This is a genomic window from Aurantimonas sp. DM33-3 (genome assembly GCF_014334315.1).
GTDB lineage: Bacteria > Pseudomonadota > Alphaproteobacteria > Rhizobiales > Rhizobiaceae > Aurantimonas > Aurantimonas coralicida.
Genome location: NZ_JACSGS010000008.1, coordinates 53,993 through 73,062 on the forward strand (window position 1 = coordinate 53,993; position 19,070 = coordinate 73,062).

Sequence of the window (19,070 nt, forward strand, 5' to 3'; positions counted from 1 at the left end):
CGGCACCGGACATTCGGAAACACCAGACAGACGGACACCATGCCCGAACGCGACGACGCCCCGCTCCCGACCGACGATTCCGACATTGCCGAGATGAGCTTCGAGAATGCCCTCGCGGCACTGGAGCGGATCGTCTCGGATCTCGAACGCGGCGATGTGCCGCTGGACCGCTCGATCCGCATCTACGAGCGCGGCGAGAAGCTGAAGAACCATTGCGACCGGCTGCTCTCCGTGGCCGAGGACAAGGTCGAGAAGATCAAGCTCAACCGCGCCGGCAAGCCGGTCGGCACGGAGCCGCTCGACCCCGATTGAGACGCTTCCCCGAAAGGCAAGGCAACCGGACGTTCCCTCCGGCCGTTGTCCGTTCGTGTTTGCGGCCAGCGGGTTGAACCTCGCGTTTTGGAACCGATGTAAAGTGTTTCGCGCCGCTGGCGCGTGCATCTGACAGGCAGTGAAAGGTCCCGCCAGTGTCTTCGAAGTCGGTAACGCCACTGCTCGACCAGATTTCCTCCCCCGCCGATCTGCGGACCCTGAAGGAAAGCCAACTCCGGCAGGTGGCCGACGAGCTGCGCACCGACCTGATCGACGCGGTCTCCAAGACCGGCGGGCATCTGGGCGCCGGGCTCGGCGTGGTCGAACTGACCGTGGCGATCCATCACGTCTTCAACACGCCCGACGACCGGCTGATTTGGGACGTCGGACACCAGGCCTATCCCCACAAGCTGCTCACCGGGCGCCGGGACGGCATGCGCACCGTGCGCCAGGAAGGCGGCCTGTCGGGCTTCGCCAAGCGCACCGAGAGCGAATACGACCCGTTCGGCGCCGGCCATTCCTCGACCTCGATCTCCGCCGGCCTCGGCATGGCCGTGGCGCGCGACCTGTCCGGCGGCAAGAACAACGTCATCGCGGTGATCGGCGACGGCGCGATGAGCGCCGGCATGGCCTATGAGGCGATGAACAACGCCGGCGCGCTCGACGCGCGGCTGATCGTCATCCTCAACGACAACGACATGTCGATCGCCCCGCCGACCGGCGCGATGAGCGCCTATCTGGCCCGCCTCGTCTCCGGCAAGACCTATCGCAGCCTGCGCGACCAGGCGAAGTCGATCAGCCAGCACCTGCCCGGCTTCTTCCGCGAGGGCGCCCGGCGGACCGAGGAATATACCCGCGGCTTCTTCACCGGCGGCACGATGTTCGAGGAGCTCGGCTTCTACTATGTCGGGCCGATCGACGGCCACGACCTCGACCATCTCCTGCCCGTCCTCAAGAATGTCCGCGATGCCAAGACCGGCCCGATCCTCGTCCATGTCGTCACCAAGAAGGGCAAGGGCTACGGCCCGGCCGAAAACTCTGCCGACAAGTATCACGGCGTGTCGAAGTTCGACGTCATCACCGGCGCGCAGGCCAAGTCCAAGGGCAATGCGCCGAGCTATACCGGCGTCTTCGCCGACAGCCTGATCCAGGAAGCGCAGGACGACGACAGGATCGTCGCCGTCAACGCCGCCATGCCCAGCGGCACGGGCCTCGACAAGTTCGGCGAGATTTTCCCCAAGCGCACCTTCGACGTCGGCATCGCCGAGCAGCATGCCGTCACATTCTGCGCCGGGCTCGCCAGCGAGGGCTACAAGCCCTTCGCCGCGATCTACTCGACCTTCCTGCAGCGCGCCTACGACCAGATCGTCCACGACGTGGCGATCCAGAAGCTGCCGGTGCGCTTCGCCATCGACCGGGCCGGCTATGTCGGCGCCGACGGGCCGACCCATGCCGGCTCCTTCGACACCGGCTTCCTGTGCCCGCTGCCGGGCATGGTGGTGATGGCCGCCGCCGACGAGGCCGAGCTGCGCCATATGGTGCGCACCGCCGCTGTCTACGACGAGGGCCCGATCTCCTTCCGCTATCCGCGCGGCAACGGCACCGGCGTCGACATGCCGGAACGCGGCGAGGCACTGGAGATCGGCAAGGGCCGCATCGTCAGGGAAGGCACCAAGGTCGCCATCCTGTCCTTCGGCACGCGCCTTGCCGACAGCGTCGCCGCGGCCGAAGAGCTGGAAACCTTCGGCCTGTCGACCACCGTGGCCGATGCGCGTTTCGCCAAACCCCTCGACACCGAGCTGATCGGTCGCCTCGCCCGCAACCACGAGGTGCTGATCACCGTCGAGGAAGGCGCCAGCGGCGGCTTCGCCTCGCAGGTGCTGGAGCATCTGGCGGCCCGCGGCCTGCTCGACCACGGCCTGAAGATCCGGCCGCTGATCATGCCCGATCGCTTCCTCGACCACGCCGCGCCGGAGACGATGATCCGCCAGGCGGCACTCGACAGGCAGGGCATCGTCGACACCGTCTTCCGCGCCCTTGGCACCGAAGCCAGCCGCGTCCTGCAGGCGTAACCTCCTCCTCGATAAAGGGCTTCGCGCGCGTTACTGCTTGCCATTTGCCGCCGCTGGCCGCATGACCTGCCGATGGCCTCCACCGAAGAACAACATCTGTCGCGCGTCCGGCTCGACGTCCTCGTCAGCGACCGCGGTCTTGCCGCCAGCCGCGCCCGTGCGCGCGACGCGATCATGCGCGGTCACGTCAAGGTCGACGGGCAGACCGTCACCAAGCCGAGCCTCAACGTGCCACCCGAGAGCGAGATCACGCTGGACGATCCGGCCGCCGACTATGTCTCGCGCGCCGGGCTGAAGCTGGAAGCCGCACTCGACCAGTTCGCCATCGCCGTCGAAGGCCGCACTGCGGTCGATCTCGGCGCCTCGACCGGCGGCTTCACCGAGGCGCTGCTGCGCCGCGGCGTCGCCCATGTCGTCTCTATCGATGTCGGCCACGGCCAGATGCATCCGCGCATCGCCGCCGATCCCCGCGTCACCCCGATCGAGGGCCTCAACGCCCGCGACCTGACCCGCGAGGATATCGGCGGCCGCACCTTCGATCTGCTCGTCGCCGATGTCAGCTTCATCACCCTGCGGCTGGCCCTGCCGCCGGCGCTGGAGCTGGCCGAGCCCGGCACGACCGGTGTCTTCCTGGTGAAGCCGCAATTCGAGGCCGGGCGCGAGGCGATCGCCAAGAACGGCCTCTTGCGCGATCCCGACAGCGCGCCGCAGGTGGCCGAGGCCGTGCGCGACTGGCTCGCTGCCCAGACCGACTGGCAGGTGAAGGGGCTCGCCCCCTCGCCGATCCCCGGCGGCGACGGCAATCACGAATTCCTGCTGATCGCCGAAAAATCATGAGCCTGGAACTGACCATCGACCGGCTCGGGGCACAGGGCGACGGGGTCGCCGACACGGCCACCGGGCCGGCCTTCGTGCCGCTCACCCTACCGGGCGAGCGGGTCGAGGCGACCGAAGCCGGGCGCCGCTTCCGGCTCGACACTATCCTCACCCCCTCGCCGCAGCGCCAGACGCCGCCCTGCCCGCATTTCGGCACCTGCGGCGGTTGCGACCTGCAGCATGCCGACGATGCGCTCTACACCGCCTTCAAGCGCGACGTGGTGGTCGATGCCCTGGCGCGTGCCGGCCTCGAAACCGAGATTGCGCCGCTGGTGGCCTGCCCGCCGGCGTCGCGTCGCCGGGTGGCGCTGTCGGCGGTCGGCGCCGGCAAATCCGTGCATCTCGGCTTCAATGCGGCCCATTCGGACCAGATCGTGCCGATCGAGGTCTGCCCGATCGCCCTGCCCGCCATCCAGCGCGCCCTGCCCGCCCTGCAGCGGCTCGCCGCTCTGCTGGCCGATCGCAGGACACCGCTGAAACTCACCGTGACCGTCACCGATACCGGCCTCGACGTCGCCGCGACCGCAGCGCCCAAGCTGGCCGAAGGCAAGCGGCGTCAGGCCATCGCCCTGGCCGTCAGCGAGAGCTTCGCGCGGCTCACCGTCGACGGGGAGATCCTCGTCATGACGCGGCCGCCCTCGATCAGCTTCGATGGCATCACCGTCGAACTGCCACCCGGCGCCTTCGTCCAGGCCGTTGCGGCGGCCGAAACCGCGATGGCGTCGCGGGTGACGAAACATCTGGCCGGCGCCAAGCACGTCGCCGATCTCTTCTCTGGCTCGGGCACCTTCGCGCTGCGTCTCGCCGTCCAGTCGCGGGTCCATGCGGTCGAATCGGAGGCCGCGCCGCTCGCCGCGATGACGGCCGCCTGGCGCACCCGGCCCGGCCTGAAGCCGCTGACGACCGAACGCCGCGACCTCTATCGCCGGCCAATCCCGGCGAAGGAACTGAAGGCCTATGACGGCTTGGTCTTCGATCCGCCGCGCGCCGGTGCCGAAGCGGTGTCGCAGGAGATCGCGGCGTCGAAGATCACCCGCGTCGCCGCCGTGTCCTGCAACCCGGTCACGATGGCCCGCGACCTGCGCATTCTCGTCGATGGCGGCTTCCGCCTCGTCGAGGTGACGCCGGTGGACCAGTTCCTGTGGTCACGCCATGTCGAGGCGGTCGCGCTCTTGGAGCGCTGACCGGCCCCGCGCGCCCGCCGCGATCCCTTTGATTCTCCGCGACCGAGCGACTAAGCCCCTGCCATGACCGGATATCTCACCCAGTATGGCTACGCCTTCCTGTTCGTGGTCGTGCTGTTCGAATCCACCGGCATTCCGCTGCCGGGCGAGAGCATTCTGGTCGCTTCCGGCATGCTGGCCGGCGAAGGCACGCTGAACATCTGGGCGGTGCTGTTCGCCGCCTTTGCCGGATCGATCGTCGGCGACAATCTCGGCTATGTCGTCGGCCGGCGCTACGGGCGGCGGATCGTCGTGCGCTGGGGCTCGCGCTTCGGCCTCGGCGAGAAGCGCTTCGCCATGGTCGAGGAGCGGTTCAAGAATTACGGCTTCGCCGTCGTGCTGGTCGCCCGCTTCGTCATCATCCTGCGCCAGCTCAACGGCTTCGTCGCCGGCACGATGCGGATGAGCTGGCCGATCTTCCTGTTCTACAACTGCATCAGCGCCGCCCTGTGGAGCGCCGCCTACGGTGCCGGCGCCTATCTGTTCGGCTCCGCCTTCCGGCACTTCTTCGAGGCCTATTCGACCTGGCCGATCTTCGTCATCGCGGCCCTCGTCTGCGTCATCGGCATGGTGGGAACCTACAAGTTCCTGTTTGCCGAAGAGGACGACGAGACGCCGGCCAAGGAAGCCAGCACGGCCGACGATTCCCCACTGCGCGGCAAGTCCTGACGGAACCCGCGGCCACGCCCCGCCCGGCGGGGCGCCGACCCGTCAGCGCGACATGAAGGCCATGAAGGCGGCCCGGGCCTCGTCCGAGGTCAGCCGCTCGGAGAAATGCTCGATCTCCCGCTCGATCCGCGCCACGATGTCCTTGCGGTCGCCGCGCAGAAGCTCGCGCGCGATGGCCACGGCCCTGGGCGGCTTTTGGGCCAGCCGCTCGGCGGTCTCGCGCGCCACCGCCTCGACATCGTCCTCCACGACCTTGTAGACGATCCCCGCCTCGCGGGCGGCTTCCGCATCGAAGGTGTCGCCCAGCGCCAGCAGCGCGAAAGCCCGCTGGTCGCCCATGATGCGCGGGCCGATCAGGCTGGACCCGGCCTCCGGCGTCAGGCCGAGATCGATGAAGGGCGTGCGGAAGACCGAGCGCGACGAGGCGAAGGCCATGTCGCAATGCATCAGCAGCGTCGTGCCGATGCCGATCGCCAGACCGTCGACGGCGGCGATCATCGGCTTCGGCGCGGTCGCGACCGTCGTCAGGAATTCGTGGATCTCGGTGCGCTGCAGCCCGCCCTGCGCCAGCGTCAGGAAATCCTTGATGTCGTTGCCGGCCGAAAAGGCGCCGGGCACGCCGCAGATCAGGATCACCCGCACCGCCTCGTCGCCGGCCGCGCCCTGAAGCGCGGCGGTGATCGTGCGGTACATGTCCAGCGTGATGGCGTTCTTCTTGTCCGGCCGGTTCAGCCGGATGGTCAGCACGCCGTTTTCGGTCGTCGTCTGGATCAGGTCGGTCATGGTCGCGGTCCTACTGCAGGATCGAATGGGCAGCCGCGAGGCTGGCGGCGCCGCCGACGACCTGCCGCTTCAGGGCACCGGTCTCCGACAGGAGGTTCTCCGCCATGAAGCGGGCCAGATGGGCGCGCTCGGTGCGGGTCGTGTCGGCCAGCGCCGCCTTGGCGAGGTAGACCGCGCCGGCGGTCAGGCCGAACAGCCGCAGATAGGGCGTCGCACCGGCAAGGGCGGTGTCCATGTCCTTGGCGGCCGTGGCGTTCGACAGGAACTCCGTCGTCTCGCGCAGATCGGCCATCGCCGCGGCCAGCGCGTCGCCGGTCTCGCCGAAGGCCGCCTCGTTCTGGCCGCGCACCGCGTCGACCGTCTCGTCCAGCTCGGCGAAATAGCGGCGCACCGCCTCGCCGCCGGACTGGCCGATCTTGCGCGCGACGAGATCGATCGCCTGGATGCCGTTGGTGCCCTCGTAGATCGGCGCGATCCGCGCGTCGCGCAGCAGCCGGGCGGCGCCTGTCTCCTCGACGAAGCCCATGCCGCCATGCACCTGGATGCCGAGCGAGGCGACCTCGACGCCGACATCGGTGGAGAATGCCTTGGCGATCGGCGTCAGGAGGTTGGCGCGCTCCTTCCATGCCGCTGACGCCTCGGCATCGCCGCGATGCGCCTTCGCCATGTCGGTCGCATGGCCGCAGGCATAGGTGATCGCCCGCACCGCGCTGGTCAGCGACTTCATCGTCAGCAGCATGCGGGCGACGTCGGGATGGTCGAGAATGGGGCTCATCTGGCCGCCGGCTTCAGGATTCCTGGCCAGCCGGGTCGCACGGCCTTGGCGACGCTCGCGGGCGTAGTCGAGCGCCTTCTGGAAGGCCGCTTCGGCGACGCCGATGCCCTGCACGCCGACCAGCAGCCGGGCATTGTTCATCATCGTGAACATGCAGGCGAGACCGCGGTTCTCCTCGCCGATCAGATAGCCGACCGCGCCGGCCTCCTCGCCGTCGACGCTGCCGTCGCCGTAGATCATCGTGCAGGTGGGCGAGCCGTGGATGCCGAGCTTGTGCTCGACCGAATGGCAGAAGGCGTCGTTGCGGCGCCCGAGCGAGCCGTCGGCGTTGACCAGGAACTTCGGCACCAGGAACAGCGAGATGCCCTTCACGCCGGCCGGTGCGTCGGGCAGGCGCGCCAGCACCAGATGGACGATGTTGTCGGTGAAGTCGTGCTCGCCATAGGTGATGTAGATCTTCTGGCCGAAGATCCGGTAGCTGCCGTCATCGGCCCGTTCGGCCTTGGTCTTCAGCGCCGAGAGATCCGATCCAGCCTGGGGCTCGGTCAGGTTCATCGTGCCCATCCAGGCGCCGGTGACCAGCTTTTCCAGATAGGTCGCCTTCAACTCGTCCGAGCCGTGGGCCTCCAGCGCCTCGACCGCCCCGACGGTCAGCGTGGGTCCAATGGCAAAGCCCATCGAGGCGGAGTTCCACATCTCGAAGACGGCGGCCGACAGCGAGGTCGGCAGGCCCTGGCCGCCATATTCCTCCGGCCCGGTCAGAGCGTTCCAGCCGCCGGCCGACCAGTTCTCGTAGAGCGCCTTCCAGCCGGTCGGCGTCGTCACCACGCCGTCCTTCACCGATGTCCCCTCGCGGTCACCGACATCCGCCAGCGGCGCGATCTCCTCGCCGGCGAAGCGGCCGGCCTCTTCCAGCACCGCGTCGAGCAGGTCGGGGGTCAGTTCGCCCAGGAGGCCCTGTTCCATCGCCGCTTCCAGTCCCGCGACCTTTTTCAGCGCGAAGGCGATGTCATCGACCGGTGCCTTGTACATGGTAGATCTCCTCATGCTCGAACCGAGCGGATTGCGACGGAGGCAGGGCTCACGACGCAATTACCTTTTACGTAATCGTCAATCAACAGGAGCGGAACCGAAAGCCGCCCGAACCATTCTACTGGCATCACTCGAAGGGAGATTTGCATGCGGTTCGTGCGGTATGGTGACCGGGGCTCTGAACGGCCCGGTCTGCTCGACAACGACGACCGTATCCGCGACCTCTCCGAGCATCTCTCCTCCCAGACCAGCGAGTCTCTCGATCCCGACCGCCTCGCCGCGGCCGGTCGGCTCGATCCCGCGTCGCTCCCACTGGTGGCCGAAGGCGTGCGGCTGTGCAAGCCCGTGCGGCGCATCGGCAAGATCATCGGCGTCGGCCCGAACTATCACGACGCGGCCGCCCAGGCCGGCTTCAAGGTCAATCCCGAACCGACGCTGTTCCTGAAGGCGGCGACGGCGGCCTGCGGGCCGAACGACCGGATCGAACTGCCGAAGCTGGCGAGCCGCGTCGACTGGGGCGTCGAGCTGGCCGTGGTGATCGGTCGCACGGCCAAATATGTCAGCGTCGAGGAGGCCATGCGGCATGTCGCCGGCTTCACCCTCGCCAACGACGTCACCGAGCGCAGCTTCCAGCTGCAGCGCGGCGGCCAGTGGTCGAAGGGCAAGAGCCACGACACCTTCGCGCCGCTCGGGCCTTGGCTGGTGACCCCGGATGCGATCGGCGACCATGACGCGATCGATCTCTGGCTCGACGTCAACGGCGAACGCCAGCAGAGCGCCAGCACCGCCGGCATGATCTTCAAGGTGCCGTATCTGATCTCCTACATCTCCCGCTTCATGCGGCTGGAGCCGGGCGACGTCATCCTGACGGGCACGCCGGGCGGCGTCGGCCTGTCCTACGACCCGCCGCGCTTCCTGAAGGCCGGCGACCGCGTCACCGTCGGCGGCACCGGCCTCGGCAGCCAGTCCTCGCTCTGCGTGGCGGTCTGACGCGTAAGCCAATGCCATCACGACCAGGGCCGGCCCAGCGGGTCGTCGCGCGTTGCGCGCAGCGCGCCGGCCAGGACCGCCGATAGCCCCCTCTCCCGCCACCCTGACGGGTCGTCCAGCCCCATCCGTTCCAGCGCCGCCTCCTCCCGCGGATCGGGCGTCATGCGCCAGCCGGCGAACGCCAGGCGCACCAGGGCGAGGCGATCGGACTTGGCCGCCTTCAGCAGCTTCAGTGCCGGCACCAGCCGCCGCTCTTCGGCGGTCAGCGCGGTGCCGAACGGATAGGCCGGCAGCCTGTCGGCATAGGGCCGCAGGGCCTCCACCACAGCCGCACGCCTGTTGCGCCGTGGCGGCGCGAAGCCGGCCTCCAGCTTCGTCGCGGCGATCGCCGCCTTGGCCAGCCCGGCCTGGAACCGCCCGTCGGCCAGCCCGATCATCGCCGCCACGGTGTCGCGGTCGGTGCGGCCGCGCAGGTCGGCGACGCCATATTCGGTGACGACGATGTCCTTCAGATGCCGGGGGATGGTGGTGTGGCCATAGGCCCAGAGGATGTTCGATTGCCCGTTCGCGCCGCGGGTGGACGGCAGGCCGATGACCGAGCGGGCATCGGGCAGCTCAAAGGCCTGGGCGACGAAATTGTACTGGCCGCCGACGCCGGAGACGACCCGGCCGTCGTCGATCTGGTCGGAGCAGATGTCGCCCAGCGGCGTCGCCAGCATCGCGGCGTTGAAGAAGCGCGCGTTGCGGCGATCGGCGGCGTGGGTTGCGCGGTCTTCGGCCGGCACTGCGTTGACGAAGGAGATCTCGCGCATCGACAGGAGCGCCCGGCGCTCCGGGGCCATCTCCCGCAGCCGGGCGTAGAAACTCTGCGGGCCGACGAAGAAGCCGCCATGCAGGACCTTGCCGTCGCTGGCCGGGCGCCGGAGGATGCCGGCCTCGAACAGTTCCAGCAGCCCGTCGACGAACATCTCCGACAGGCCGTAAAGCCCTTCGCGGAACGGCTCGGTCTGGGGCTCGAGGCTCTCCGGCCAGTTGCCGAGGGCCGCCAGCATGGCCCGGAACGTCGCCGGATCGCGATGGCGCAGGATGAGCGCATGGGTGAGCGCGTCGCCGATCCCGCCAATGCCGATCTGGATGGTGCCGCCATCCTTCACCAGCGCCGCGCTGTAGAGGCCGATGGCGTATTCGACCGGGCCGATCGGCTGCTTGGGCACGGAGAACAGGCGCGCCGCTTCGACGTCCTCGCCCTCCAGCAGACAGTCGAAGCGCTCGGTCGGCAGGGCCGCCGGACCGCCCATGAAGGGCAGGTTCGCATTGGCCTCGCCAATGAGAAGGATCGGCTGGCCCCGCTCGCGCGCGGCGTCGAGCGCCGGCAGGAGATCGAGCGTCATGTCGGTGTTGGAGGACAGCGACCATTGGCTGCGGTCGGCCGACGGCGCGACCATCTGGCCGATGACATTGACGCCGCTGGCCAGGATGTAACCGGCGGCATGGGTGTAGTTCGCCGTGACGTAGTTCTCCTGGGCGTGGCGATTGCCCAGAAGCGCGCCGGCCTGGAGGAAGAACTCGACCACCCGGACATTCGGCGGCAGCGCATCGTTCCGGCGGTCCGCGACATAGTCGAGGCGGGTCACGCCGTCGTAGAGGCGCTTCGCCAGCGGCCCGGCAAAGCGGCCTTCCAGCCCCTCGCCGCCCGAGGGCGGGTCGAGGGACAGGGCCGTCTGGATGGTCAGGTCGACCTGCGGGTCGCGCAGCGCCCGGCGGTAGAGCGCATTGGCGACATGGTTCGCCTTGCCGAGGCCGAGCGGCAGCGCCAGGACGATCGTCTTGCCGACCGCCGCGATCACCGCGTCGGCCAGCGCATCGGCCTCGGTGAAGCGTTGCGTCATCAGCTCTTCAGGCGCTGCCAGCCCTCGTCCGGCGCAAAGCGCGGCCCATGCTTGTCGGCCAGTTCGTTCATCCGGGCGACGATCTCGTCGACGCCGCGCTGCTTCGCGTAATGGATCGGGCCGCCGCGGAACGGCGCAAAACCGGTGCCGAAAATCATCGCGCCGTCGGCGACGTCCTCGCTCTCCACCACGCCCTCGCGCAGGCACGCCACGACCGCATTCAGCATCGGCAGGATCAGCCGGTCGAGCATGTCCGGATCGTCCTTCGAGCCGTCCGGCAGCGCGTCGAGGCGCTGCTTCTGCGGCTTGCCGTCCTCGTCATAGGCATAGAGCCCCGCGCCGGTCTTGCGGCCGAGCTTGCCCTCGTCGACCATGGTCTGCAGCCAGCCGGGCGAATCCGGAAACGCCGTGTCGAGGCGTTCGCGCAGGGAGGCGGAGACGTCGAGGGCGATGTCGAGCCCGACCTGGTCGGTCAGCTCGACCGGGCCCATGGGCATGCCGAATCGTTCGGCGCAGGCGTCGATGCGCTCCTTCGGAATGCCCTCGTCGACCATGATCAGCGCCTCGGCCATGTACGGCGTCAGCGAGCGGTTGACGAGGAAGCCCGGCGCCGAGGTGACCGGGGCCGGCAGGCGCGACAGCTCCACCGCGAAGGCGGTCGCCCGGCGCGCCGTCTCGGAGCTGATCGCATCGTGGCTGACGATCTCGATCAGCTGCATGCGCGACACCGGGTTGAAGAAATGCAGTCCGACGAGGCGCGACGGATCGGCGAGACCGGCGGCGAGGTCGGCCAGTGGCAGCGCCGAGGTGTTGGTCGCCAGCAGCGCCCCCTCCTTCAGCTGCGGCTCGATCTCCGCATAGATGTTGCGCTTCAGCTCGATCTTCTCGGGCGCCGCCTCGATGACGATGTCGGCGCGGCCGATGCCGTAGCCCATCGGGTCCGGCACCAGCCTGTCCAGCGCGTCGCGCACCTTCAGCGGGTCCTTCAGGGTCGCCTTCAGCATCTCCTGGGCCGCCCTGATCGCCTTGCCGATCGGCGCCGTGGCGATGTCGCCCAGCGTCACGGAAAAGCCCTCGCGCGCCGCCCAGGCGGCAATGTCGCCGCCCATGGCGCCGGCGCCCACCACATGGACGTGCCGGATCCCGGATGTCCCCTCCTTCAGGCCGCGCATGGTCTCGCGCAGGAAGAACACCCGCACGAGGTTCTGGGCCGTGTCGGTCTCGATCAGCTCGGCAAAGCTGTCGATCTCGCCCTCCTGCATGGCCTTGGCGTCGCCGCCATGGGCCTCCCACAAATCGATCAGCCGGTAGGGCGCCGGATAGTGCTCCTGCGGCGCCTTGGCGGCGGCGCTCTTGCGCATCTGCTTGGCGGCCAGCGAGCGCGCCGGCTTCACCGAGAAGGCGTGTCCCTTCAGGCTGCGGCTCGCGGTCGGCAGGTCGTTGTAGAGCGCGGCCTGCACGGCCGAGGCGACGTGGCGCTCCTCGACCACGGCATCGACGAGGCCGATCGACTTCGCCTTCTTCGCCGGCATCGACTTGCCGGTCAGCATCATGGTCATCGCCTCGACCGGATCGGCGATGGCGGTCGAGCGGTAGGTTCCGCCAAGCCCCGGATGCAGGCCGAGCATGACTTCGGGAAAGCCGAGGCTGGCGTCGGCGACGGCGATGCGCCGGTCGCAGGCCAGCGCCAGTTCGAGCCCCGCACCGAGGCAGTGGCCGTGGATGACTGCGATGGTCTTGGCCTTCACCTTCGACAGCCGGTCGAGGACGAGATGGGCTTCCTTGAGCATGCCGCGGATCTCGCCGGTCGAGGCGCCGGCGAATTGCTGGATGTCGGCGCCGGCGGCAAAGCCCGACGGCTTGGCCGAGCGGATGACGACGGCCGAGGGGCGCTGGTCGATGATCTGGTCGACGTGGTGCGACAACTCCTCGATCACGCTGCGGTCGATGGTGTTGACCGTCTTGCCCGGGCGGTCGAGCACCAGCCAGTAGACGTAGTCGTCGTCCGTGGCGGCGCGCCAGTTGCCGGTCTGCTCCGCGTCACGCACCGGCCCGAGTTCGAGGGCGCGTTCGGATAGTGCCTTCAGCATTCTGCCCATGGATGTGCTCTCGTCTTTCGTCGAAGGTCAGGCGCCCGGACCGGTTCGCGGTCCGGCGGCGGGGCGGGTCAGGCCGCTTCCAGAAGCATGGCGCCGCCGAGGCCACCGCCGATGCACTCGGTGGCGATGCCGCGTCGGCGGCCGAGCCGGCGCATGGCATTGGCCAGATGCAGGGTGATGCGGTTGCCGCTGGTGCCCACCGGGTGGCCGAGCGAGATGGCGCCGCCATCGACATTGATGTTGGCGTGGTCGATGCGGCCGCCGCGCCCGTCGAGGCCGAGAACGCCGTCGGCGACCTTCGGGTCGTCGAAGGCGGCGATGCAGGCCAGCACCTGCGCCGCGAAGGCCTCGTTCAGCTCCCACAGATCGACGTCGGCCACGCCCATACCCTGCCGCTTGAGGATCGGCGCGGTCGAGACCACCGGGCCGAGCCCCATGATCGACGGATCGAGCGCGCCCCATTCGGAATCGACGATCCGCGCCAGCGGCGTCAGGCCATGGCGTTCGACGGCTTCTTCCGAGGCGAGGATCGTCCAGGACGCGCCATCGGTGATCTGCGAGGCGTTGCCCGCCGTCACCTTGCCATAGGGGCGCTCGAAGACCGGCTTCAGCTTCGCAAGGCTCTTGGCGGTGGAGCCCGGCCGCACGCCGTCGTCATGGTCGAAGACCTCGCCGTCGCGCGAGAAGGCGGGCAGCATCTCGTCCTTCAGCCAGCCTTCCCTGGTGGCGTGGGCCAGCCGGTTGTGGCTCTCGGCGGCGTAGCTGTCGGCGTCGCGCCGCGAGATGTCGAAGAGATGCGCCAGGATCTCGGCGGTCTGGCCCATGTTGAGATCGGAGATCGGGTCGGTCAGGCCGCGCTCCAGCCCGATCACCGGCTTCAGGAATTCGGGCTTCAGGCCGGTGAAGGCCTTCAGCCGATCGGTGGTCGAGCGGGCGCCGTTCAGCCTGGCGAACCAGTCCACCGCGCCGCGGCGCAGCACCAGCGGCGAATGGCTCAGCGCCTCGGCGCCGCCGGCCAGCACCATGTCGGCCTTGCCGAGCTCGATGGTCCGGAACGCCGTGTCGATCGACTGCATGCCCGAGCCGCAATTGATCTGCACGGTGAAAGCCGGGATCTCTTCCGACAGGCCGAGCCGCAGGGCAGCCACGCGCGCCGGGTTCATCTCGTCGGCCACGACATTGACGCAGCCGAGGATGACGAGGTCGATGGCATCCGGGCCGAAGGGCTGGCGCAGCATCAGGGGCCGCCCGCACTGGACCGCGAGATCAACGGGAGAGAACGGTCCCGGCTTGCCCCGCGCCTTGATGAAGGGCGTGCGCGCGCCGTCGACGAGATAGACGGGTCTGGTCATTATTCGGCTGCCTCGCGATGGGTTTCGTCGCCTCCGGTGCGGTTGCGGTCGTGCTGGGAGGCGATCGGGGACACGTCGGCCATCGGGAAGGCATCGACGGCCACGACCTTGTCGACCGCCGCCTTGGCCTCGGCCAGACGGTCGAACTCGGCATCGGTGATGATGCCGGCGTCCCGCGCCTCGGCCGGATCGCGCATCTTCGCCTCGCGCATCTTCTTCTCGATGGGCGCCGCCTCGGTGACGAGCTCGAAGGCGAGTTCCAGGTCCTTGACCGGATGCTCGGCATGGCCCTCGCCGAGATAGATGTCCGGCGTCAGGCGATCGCGCTGCGAGGACGGCCGCATCAGGATCGCGGCGACCTCGCCGGTCAGCTCGTCCGATGGCTCCTGGAAGGGCACGCCCAGCGGGAAGGCCAGAACGCGGGTCACCGCCGCGGCCCAGCGGGCCGGCAGATTGTCGAGCACGCCCTCGAAGGCGAGCGACATGCGGTTGTAGCCCTTCTGCATGATGAACTCGACAATCGGACGGTCCACCTCCGGGCGGCCCTCCACCTCGAAGCGCTTCAGGACGGCGCCGAGCAGATACAGCTCGGACAGGATGTCGCCGAGCCGGGCCGACAGCATCTCCTTGCGCTTCAGGGCTCCGCCCAGCGTCAGCAGCGACAGGTCGGCGACCAGCGCGAAGGCCGAGGCGAAGCGCGAGAGCTGGCGCCAATGGCCGATGAAGGCGGCGTTCTTCGGCGCCGGCGCGGCCATGCCGCCCGTCCAGCCGCGCACGAAGCAGCGGAACGCATTGGTCAGCGAATGGCCGACATGCTTCCAGAAATGCGTGTCGAACTCCTTCAGCCCGCGATCCTCGTCCTCGTCGGACAGGGCCAGCAATTCCTTCAGCATGTAGGGATGGGCACGGATGGCGCCCTGCCCGAAGATCATCAGGTTGCGGGTCAGGATGTTGGCGCCCTCGACGGTGATGCCGATGGGCACCGACTTGTACTGGGCGCCGAGATAGTTCTTCGGCCCGTCGATGATGCCCTTGCCGCCATGGATGTCCATGGCCCGCTCGACGGATTCGCGCATGCGGTAGGTGGCGTGGGCCTTCATGATCGCCGACACGACCGAGGGCTTGTGACCCTCGTCGAGCGCCGCCACGGTCAGCCGGCGCGCGGCGTCGATGAGATAGGCGTTGGCGGCGATCTCGGCGAGCGGCTGCTGGATGCCCTCGAACATGCCGATCGGCACGTTGAACTGGGTGCGCACGCGGGCATAGGCGCCGGTGGTGCGGGCACAGAAGGCAGCTGCCGCGGCCGATTGCGACGGCAGCGAAATGCCGCGCCCGGCGGCCAGCGCCGTCATCAGCATGGTCCAGCCCTGGCCGATCTGCTCGGCGCCGCCGAGGATCCAGTCGAGCGGGATGAACACGTCCTCGCCGTAGAGCGGGCCGTTCTGGAAATAGGTGAAGGCGGGGATGTGGCGGTCGCCGGTGCGCACCCCGGGCGTGTCGGTCGGGATCAGCGCCACCGTGATGCCGAGCTCCTCGCCGCGTCCCAGATGGTTCTCGGGATCGAACATCTTGAAGGCGAGGCCCATCACCGTCGCGACCGGGCCGAGGGTGATGTAGCGCTTGTGGAAGTTCAGCCGGATGCCGAGTTTGCGCTCGCCCTCGTGCTCGCCATATTCGACGACGCCGCTGTCGGTCATCGCCGCCGCGTCGGAGCCGGCTTCCGGCGAGGTCAGGCCGAAGCAGGGGATCTCGCGGCCGTCGGCCAGCCGCGGCAGCCAGTGATCGCGCTGCTCCTGCGTGCCGAAATGCAGCATCAGCTCGCCGGGTCCGAGCGAGTTGGGCACCATCACCGTGACGCCGGCGACGACGCTGGCCGAGGAAACCTTGCGCACGACTTCCGAATGGGCGGTGTTGGAAAAGCCGAGGCCGCCATATTCCTTCGGGATGATCATGCCGAAGAACTTCATGCGGCGCATGAAGTCCCAGACTTCCGGCGGCAGGTCGCGGTCCTCCCAGACCAGCTTCCATTCGTCGATCATGGCGCAGAGTTCGTTGACCGGGCCATCGAGGAAGGCTTGCTCATCGGGCGACAGCCGCGCCGGCGGCATGGCGACCAGCTTGTCCCAGTCGGGATTGCCGGTGAAGAGCTCCCCGTCCCACCAGACGGTGCCGGCGTCGATGGCCTCGCGTTCCGTGGCCGAAATCGGCGGCATCACCGTCTTCGCCCATTTGAAGATCGGCCGCGTCAGCTTTTCCTGACGAAAGGACATGGGGTGCGCTCCCGGTTCGAAACTCCTGTGCGCCTAATGTATGGTCGCGCCGATGGTTTCCCAGCCATGGATGTCCATTGACGCATGCGCGGACGCACGGCGACGCGTCATCGCGCCCTTCGACAGGCGCGGCGACGGGGATGCACGGGATGTGCGGGAGAATTCAGCGGCGACCGCGGCCTCGCCTCAGGCCTCGGTCATGATGGCGCGGTGGCCGATGTCGGAGCGCCAGAAGCCCTCGGTCCAGTCCACCGCCTCGACCGCCTCATAGGCGCGGCGGGCCGCTTCCTTCACCGTGTCGCCGGTGGCGGTGACGTTGAGGACGCGCCCGCCCGTGGCGACCAATCCGCCGTCGGTCAGGGACGTGCCGGCCTGGAAGACCCGCATTGAGGCGTCCGGCGCCGGCAGGCTGCGGATCGCCGTGCCCTTGGCATAGGTGCCGGGATAGCCGTCGGCGGCCATGACCACCGTCAGCGCCCGCGCATCGGACCATTCGGGGCGCACACCGGAGACGTCGCCCTCGGCGGCGGCCAGCAGGATCGGCAGGACGTCGCTTTCCAGACGCATCATCAGCACCTGGCACTCCGGATCGCCGAAGCGGACATTGTATTCGATCAGCTTCGGGCCGGTCTCGGTCAGCATCAGGCCGACATAGAGGACGCCCCGGAACGGCGTTCCGGCGGCCGTCATGCCGGCCAGTGTCGGCTCGACGATCTCGCGCATGACGCGCTTGGTCACCGCGTCGGTCATCGGCAGGGCCGGCGAATAGGCGCCCATGCCGCCGGTGTTCGGGCCGCGGTCGCGGTCGAAGGCGCGCTTGTGGTCCTGGGCCGTGCCGAAGAACAGCGCCTGCTCGCCGTCGCAGATGCAGAAGAGGCTCGCCTCCTCGCCCTCGAGGAATTCCTCGACCACCACTTCGGCGCCCGGCCCGCCGAAATCGCCCTCGAAGCAGGCGTCGACGGCGGCGATCGCCTCTTCCTTGGTTTCTGCGACGGTCACGCCCTTGCCGGCCGCCAGGCCATCGGCCTTCACGACGATCGGCACGCCGCCGGCATTGATGTAGTCGCGGGCCGCGGCGGCATCGGAAAAGCGCCGGTAGCGGGCGGTCGGGATGTCGTGCAGCGTGCAGAGATCCTTGGTGAAGCCCTTCGAGCCCTCGAGCCGCGCGGCGGCCTTGGAGGGGCCGAACACTTTGATGCCGGCCTCGTTCAGCGCATCGGCCAGACCGTCGACCAGCGGCTGCTCGGGACCGACCACGACGAGGCCGATCTCATGCTTGCGGCAAAAGCCGGTGACGGCGGCCGCATCGGCGACGTCCAGGGCGACGATCTCGGCATGTTCGGCAACGCCGGGATTGCCCGGCGCGGCGAACAGTTTTCCCAGCTCCGGCGACTGGGCGATCTTCCAGGCGAGCGCATGCTCGCGGCCACCCGATCCGATGAGAAGAACATTGATCGTCATGCAATCCTGCCAGCGTCTTTGTCGCGCGGGCGGAGATCGGCAAGTCCCCGCACCGGACGCGATGAATTTCCACGAGATTTCACGGCGGACGGACGGTCTTTGATCTTGGCAGACCTGTCCGTTCCGGCCGCGCCCGACAGCCGACGCTGCCGATTACGTTTCAGTCCGCCCTGCGGTCAAGTTCCCGACGCGAGAAAGTCGCACGGTTCTTCGTCGAAAAAACTTGACTGCGGCATTTTTGCGGACATGGTCGGAAGCATGTCGAATCTCAAAGGCACCCTCGTCGACAAGGCTGATCGCGTTGCCGACGCGCCGTCGAACAACTGGGTCTATCGCACGCTGCCGCGCGGCGCCTGGCCCTACGCGCAGCTCGCTCGCTGGGACCGTCCCATCGGCTGGCAGCTTCTCCTGTGGCCGTGCTGGTGGTCGGCCGCGCTGGCACCGCAGGCGGTGGCCGCCGGCGCGGTGCATACGGGTCTGCCGAGCCTGTGGCATCTGGCGCTGTTCCTGATCGGCGCCATCGCCATGCGCGGCGCCGGCTGCACCTATAACGACCTCGTCGACCAGAAAATCGACGACATGGTCGCGCGCACCCGCTCGCGCCCCCTGCCCTCCGGCCGGGTCTCGCGGCGCCAGGCGAAGATCTTCCTCGCCCTGCAGGCCGCCGTCGGCTTCCTGGTGCTGATTCAGTTCAACAATTTCGCCATCCTGCTCGGCATCGCGTCGCTGGGCACGGTCGCCATCTACCCGTTCCTGAAGCGGTTCACCGACTGGCCGCAGCTCGGCCTCGGCCTCGCCTTTTCCTGGGGCGCACTCATGGGCTGGGCCGGCTATTGGGGCACGCTGTCGCTGGCGCCGGTGCTGCTCTATGCCGGCAGCATCCTGTGGGTGATCGGCTACGACACGATCTATGCCCATCAGGACAAGGAGGACGACGCGCTGGTCGGCGTGCGCTCCACCGCAAGGCTGTTCGGCGAGCGCACCAAGGGCGCGCTGACGATCCTCTACCTGGGCACGCTGGCGCTGTTCCTCGCCGCCTTCGTCTCCACCGGGCAGGCCAGCGGCGGCGGCGTCACGTGGCCGGCCTATGCGGGCTTGGCGATCGGCGCCTTCCAGATGATCTGGCAGATCCGCACCCTCGACATCGACGATCCGGACCAGTGCCTCGGCCTGTTCAAGTCGAACACGATCTTCGGCTGGATCGTCTTCTTCAGCCTGATCGTCTCGGCGCTCTGGTCGCTGTCCTTCCCGATCCCGGCAAGCTGAA

14 protein-coding genes are annotated in these 19,070 nt (G+C 68.6%); 7 read left to right on the plus strand and 7 right to left on the minus strand.

Annotated elements, in window-relative coordinates:
• Positions 1 to 39 precede the first annotated feature (39 nt).
• From H9Q09_RS12505 to H9Q09_RS12525, 5 genes are all read left to right on the plus strand, one after another.
• On the plus strand, positions 40 to 312 hold the full coding sequence (locus H9Q09_RS12505; protein ID WP_009210630.1) for an exodeoxyribonuclease VII small subunit: 273 nt from the start codon (positions 40 to 42) through the stop codon (positions 310 to 312).
• 155 nt (positions 313 to 467) lie between these two features.
• Positions 468 to 2,384, plus strand: coding sequence for a 1-deoxy-D-xylulose-5-phosphate synthase (gene dxs, locus H9Q09_RS12510; RefSeq protein ID WP_187391322.1), 1,917 nt, complete (start codon positions 468 to 470; stop codon positions 2,382 to 2,384).
• Between the two features lie 72 nt (positions 2,385 to 2,456).
• Positions 2,457 to 3,221, plus strand: coding sequence for a TlyA family RNA methyltransferase (locus tag H9Q09_RS12515; RefSeq protein WP_187391323.1), 765 nt, complete (start codon positions 2,457 to 2,459; stop codon positions 3,219 to 3,221).
• Positions 3,218 to 4,444 carry a class I SAM-dependent RNA methyltransferase gene (locus H9Q09_RS12520; protein ID WP_187391324.1) on the plus strand — a complete coding sequence of 409 codons (1,227 nt, stop codon included), beginning with the start codon at positions 3,218 to 3,220 and terminating at the stop codon, positions 4,442 to 4,444. Before H9Q09_RS12515 ends, H9Q09_RS12520 begins: the two co-directional genes overlap by 4 nt.
• 63 nt (positions 4,445 to 4,507) lie before the next feature.
• Complete coding sequence (locus H9Q09_RS12525; RefSeq protein WP_187391325.1) at positions 4,508 to 5,152, plus strand: DedA family protein; 645 nt, start codon at positions 4,508 to 4,510, stop codon at positions 5,150 to 5,152.
• A 42-nt stretch (positions 5,153 to 5,194) separates the two neighbouring features.
• On the opposite strand, the gene H9Q09_RS12530 is transcribed toward H9Q09_RS12525, so the two are convergent.
• Together H9Q09_RS12530 and H9Q09_RS12535 are read right to left on the minus strand one after the other, a co-directional pair.
• Positions 5,195 to 5,935, minus strand: coding sequence for a crotonase/enoyl-CoA hydratase family protein (locus tag H9Q09_RS12530; protein WP_009210636.1), 741 nt, complete (start codon positions 5,933 to 5,935; stop codon positions 5,195 to 5,197).
• 10 nt (positions 5,936 to 5,945) lie between these two features.
• Positions 5,946 to 7,742, minus strand: coding sequence for an acyl-CoA dehydrogenase (locus tag H9Q09_RS12535; RefSeq protein WP_187391326.1), 1,797 nt, complete (start codon positions 7,740 to 7,742; stop codon positions 5,946 to 5,948).
• A gap of 147 nt (positions 7,743 to 7,889) precedes the next feature.
• Here H9Q09_RS12535 and H9Q09_RS12540 point away from each other — a divergent pair, with 147 nt between their 5' ends.
• Entirely contained in the window at positions 7,890 to 8,732 is an 843-nt protein-coding gene (locus tag H9Q09_RS12540; protein WP_187391327.1) for a fumarylacetoacetate hydrolase family protein, read from the plus strand.
• Positions 8,733 to 8,749: 17 nt separating this feature from the next.
• Here the strand turns inward: H9Q09_RS12540 and H9Q09_RS12545 are convergent, their stop codons facing one another.
• The 5 genes from H9Q09_RS12545 to purD all read right to left on the minus strand — a co-directional run bounded on the left by H9Q09_RS12545 (position 8,750) and on the right by purD (position 17,797).
• Positions 8,750 to 10,621 (minus strand): acetyl-CoA hydrolase/transferase C-terminal domain-containing protein, encoded by a 1,872-nt coding sequence (locus H9Q09_RS12545; RefSeq protein WP_187391328.1) that lies wholly within the window; start codon positions 10,619 to 10,621, stop codon positions 8,750 to 8,752.
• Positions 10,621 to 12,720 carry a 3-hydroxyacyl-CoA dehydrogenase NAD-binding domain-containing protein gene (locus H9Q09_RS12550; RefSeq protein WP_187391329.1) on the minus strand — a complete coding sequence of 700 codons (2,100 nt, stop codon included), beginning with the start codon at positions 12,718 to 12,720 and terminating at the stop codon, positions 10,621 to 10,623. The genes H9Q09_RS12545 and H9Q09_RS12550 overlap by 1 nt, the downstream gene beginning before the upstream one ends.
• A gap of 68 nt (positions 12,721 to 12,788) precedes the next feature.
• On the minus strand, positions 12,789 to 14,072 hold the full coding sequence (locus H9Q09_RS12555; RefSeq protein ID WP_187391330.1) for an acetyl-CoA C-acetyltransferase: 1,284 nt from the start codon (positions 14,070 to 14,072) through the stop codon (positions 12,789 to 12,791).
• Positions 14,072 to 16,342: an acyl-CoA dehydrogenase gene (locus tag H9Q09_RS12560; protein ID WP_187391331.1), complete on the minus strand. Its 2,271-nt coding sequence runs from the start codon at positions 16,340 to 16,342 to the stop codon at positions 14,072 to 14,074. Before H9Q09_RS12560 ends, H9Q09_RS12555 begins: the two co-directional genes overlap by 1 nt.
• 186 nt (positions 16,343 to 16,528) lie before the next feature.
• On the minus strand, positions 16,529 to 17,797 hold the full coding sequence (gene purD, locus H9Q09_RS12565) for a phosphoribosylamine--glycine ligase (RefSeq protein ID WP_187391422.1): 1,269 nt from the start codon (positions 17,795 to 17,797) through the stop codon (positions 16,529 to 16,531).
• A gap of 264 nt (positions 17,798 to 18,061) precedes the next feature.
• On the opposite strand from purD, the gene ubiA reads away from it, so the two are divergent.
• Positions 18,062 to 19,069 carry a 4-hydroxybenzoate octaprenyltransferase gene (ubiA, locus tag H9Q09_RS12570; protein ID WP_246716125.1) on the plus strand — a complete coding sequence of 336 codons (1,008 nt, stop codon included), beginning with the start codon at positions 18,062 to 18,064 and terminating at the stop codon, positions 19,067 to 19,069.
• Position 19,070 lies beyond the last annotated feature (1 nt).

Coding starts and splice junctions, on each gene's coding strand:
- H9Q09_RS12505 (WP_009210630.1), top strand. CDS start 40: ATGCCCGAACGCGACGACGCCCCGCTCCCGACCGACGATTCCGACATT.
- H9Q09_RS12515 (WP_187391323.1), top strand. CDS start 2,457: ATGGCCTCCACCGAAGAACAACATCTGTCGCGCGTCCGGCTCGACGTC.
- H9Q09_RS12520 (WP_187391324.1), top strand. CDS start 3,218: ATGAGCCTGGAACTGACCATCGACCGGCTCGGGGCACAGGGCGACGGG.
- H9Q09_RS12525 (WP_187391325.1), top strand. CDS start 4,508: ATGACCGGATATCTCACCCAGTATGGCTACGCCTTCCTGTTCGTGGTC.
- H9Q09_RS12530 (WP_009210636.1), bottom strand. CDS start 5,935: ATGACCGACCTGATCCAGACGACGACCGAAAACGGCGTGCTGACCATC.
- H9Q09_RS12535 (WP_187391326.1), bottom strand. CDS start 7,742: ATGTACAAGGCACCGGTCGATGACATCGCCTTCGCGCTGAAAAAGGTC.
- H9Q09_RS12540 (WP_187391327.1), top strand. CDS start 7,890: ATGCGGTTCGTGCGGTATGGTGACCGGGGCTCTGAACGGCCCGGTCTG.
- H9Q09_RS12545 (WP_187391328.1), bottom strand. CDS start 10,621: ATGACGCAACGCTTCACCGAGGCCGATGCGCTGGCCGACGCGGTGATC.
- H9Q09_RS12550 (WP_187391329.1), bottom strand. CDS start 12,720: ATGGGCAGAATGCTGAAGGCACTATCCGAACGCGCCCTCGAACTCGGG.
- H9Q09_RS12555 (WP_187391330.1), bottom strand. CDS start 14,072: ATGACCAGACCCGTCTATCTCGTCGACGGCGCGCGCACGCCCTTCATC.
- H9Q09_RS12560 (WP_187391331.1), bottom strand. CDS start 16,342: ATGTCCTTTCGTCAGGAAAAGCTGACGCGGCCGATCTTCAAATGGGCG.
- ubiA (WP_246716125.1), top strand. CDS start 18,062: ATGTCGAATCTCAAAGGCACCCTCGTCGACAAGGCTGATCGCGTTGCC.